At 49.7% G+C, this 2,086-nt stretch carries 1 protein-coding gene; it reads left to right on the top strand.

What is annotated here, in order from left to right; all coding sequences use genetic code 11:
* The first annotated feature begins 255 nt into the window (after positions 1-255).
* Positions 256-1,782, top strand: coding sequence for a MocR-like pyridoxine biosynthesis transcription factor PdxR (locus tag BMY01_RS16870; protein ID WP_074749265.1), 1,527 nt, complete (start codon positions 256-258; stop codon positions 1,780-1,782).
* The last annotated feature ends 304 nt before the right edge of the window (positions 1,783-2,086 follow it).

The raw sequence follows: 2,086 nt of genomic DNA, 5'->3' as shown, positions 1-2,086 counted from the left end.
ACCGACCTGAACGAGAGCATCAAGCAGGGCAAGATGGTGCTCAAGCCCGAAAAAAAGGATGAGGAAGACGAGGAAGAGGAAGACGAGGAGTAAGCACTCGCTTCGTATGTAGATAGTCCTCAATCAGCCGTTCTCGCTCACTTATGAGAGCGGCTGAGATCGTATGTAGGCTTACGTTAATTATAAAAATATGTCAGAATCGATAATTTACCTGGAACAGAAATCCAGCGCGCATACCTGCCGCCATGAATACATATGGCAATTCCCATTGAACTCGACCACAACAGTCGTCAATCGCTGCAAGGGCAGATTTTTGACCAGTTACGCCACCTTATCCTCGGAGGTAAGCTAAAACCCGGTACACTCATCCCGGCGAGCCGCGTACTTGCCGAACAACTGGGTATTTCTCGTAATACTGTTTTGCTGGTTTATGATCGTTTGATTGCCGAAGGCTATCTTCAGGCCCGAAAGGCAATTGGAACGTATGTAAATCTTGAGCTTCCTGAAACCTGCCTTTCTGCCACCCGTAGGGCGACCCCCTCCTCTCCCGGTGATGAAGAACTTATCAAACAGCCGGTAATTCCATTTATCGGCCACATACACGCCAACAACAATATTCAGCATCTCGACTTTGATTTTTGTCCGGACCGCATCGGTCTCGACTTGTTTCCTCATAAGATATGGCGTCGCTTTGTAAATAAGACATTCATGTCTGCAAACATGCACTTCGAGGAATGTTGCGATCCCGGTGGATTATCGGAACTGCGGGAAGTCATTGCTGCCCATCTTGGAGTCGCGCGAGGTATCAGCGTTTCATCAGATCAGATAATTATTACAGCCGGCTCTCAGGAGGGATTGAATCTTGCTGCTCGCCTCCTTGTAAAAGAGGGAACAATGGTTGCAACGGAAAATCCCTGCTACCAAGGCGCCACTTCGCTTTTCGAGAGTTACTATGCAAAATTGATTCCCGTGCCTGTGGATGAGGCAGGGCTCGATGTTGAACAACTACCAAAAGAGGGAGTTGCGCTTTTATTTGTCACCCCTTCTCATCAATTTCCCCTGGGCTTCACCTTGCCCATTGAGCGTCGGTTGAAGCTCCTGGATTGGGCGCGGCGTTGCGGGGCATTCATCATAGAGGACGATTACGATTCAGATTTTCGATATCGCGGATCGCCCCTGACAGCCCTCATGGGACTGGATGATTATGGTTGTGTCATGTATCTGGGTACCTTCTCCAAATCCATGGGGGCGGGCCTACGACTAGGCTATCTAGTGGTGCCAAAAGCATTGATTCCTGCTGCCCGTTCTGCGAAAGCTCTGCTTAATAATGGACATGCTTGGCTGGATCAGGCGACTATGGCCGAGTTTATCCGCAGCGGCGCCTATGGCAACCATCTGAGACGCATGCGAAATATGTATGGTAAGCGCCGTGATTGTTTGGTGGAAGCACTGCGGGAACATTTTGGCGCGGTCCGCCTTAGCGGACTTGAGAGTGGCCTGCACCTGGCGTGGCATCTTCCTGATCACTATCCACCTGCAGCTCAGCTCCAGACAATTGCATTACGTCATGGAGTAAGAATTTACTCGATCGGAGGGGGTACGGGCTATGATTACGGTGGCTGTCGCTACAGTGCTCGTACGCTCGTGTTAGGTTTTTCTTCCCTCAACGAATACCAGATCCGAGCTGGTATTCGGCGAATTGCCGATGCTTTCGCGGATATGTCACTCAACTCCCTTTCCATGCGAGAGAAAGCAGATAACGTAGCGACATCCTTCCTTTAGGATAACCTGCTCTGCCGCCGTCCGTATCAAAATGTCTTATGGATGATAAGACACTCCTGTAGCATTTCTCTGGCCACTTTCTGCTGTCTACAATCGATATTATCGAATTGGAGCGGCTATATTACGGCTTTTAGGGGCTGCCTTTAGGATCTTTTGGGAAGCTTCTTCGAGAGCTTATAGGGAAGTTAATAGAGAAAGTTAAAAATGGCAAAAAAACACCGATCCACCTTGCCGTCTGTAACGGTGGCGGACCGGTGTTTGCGTGTTGCCTGTTCCAGTCTTTGCCCGGCTCCTGCCCTGATCA

The organism is Nitrosospira multiformis (assembly GCF_900110185.1).
GTDB lineage: Bacteria > Pseudomonadota > Gammaproteobacteria > Burkholderiales > Nitrosomonadaceae > Nitrosospira > Nitrosospira multiformis_A.
Note: the sequence above shows the minus strand (reverse complement) of the source record. Positions and strands in the feature narration are given on the sequence as shown.

Bases quoted from the DNA above. Each gene is read 5' to 3' on its own strand.
- BMY01_RS16870 (WP_074749265.1), top strand. From the start codon at position 256: ATGGCAATTCCCATTGAACTCGACCACAACAGTCGTCAATCGCTGCAA.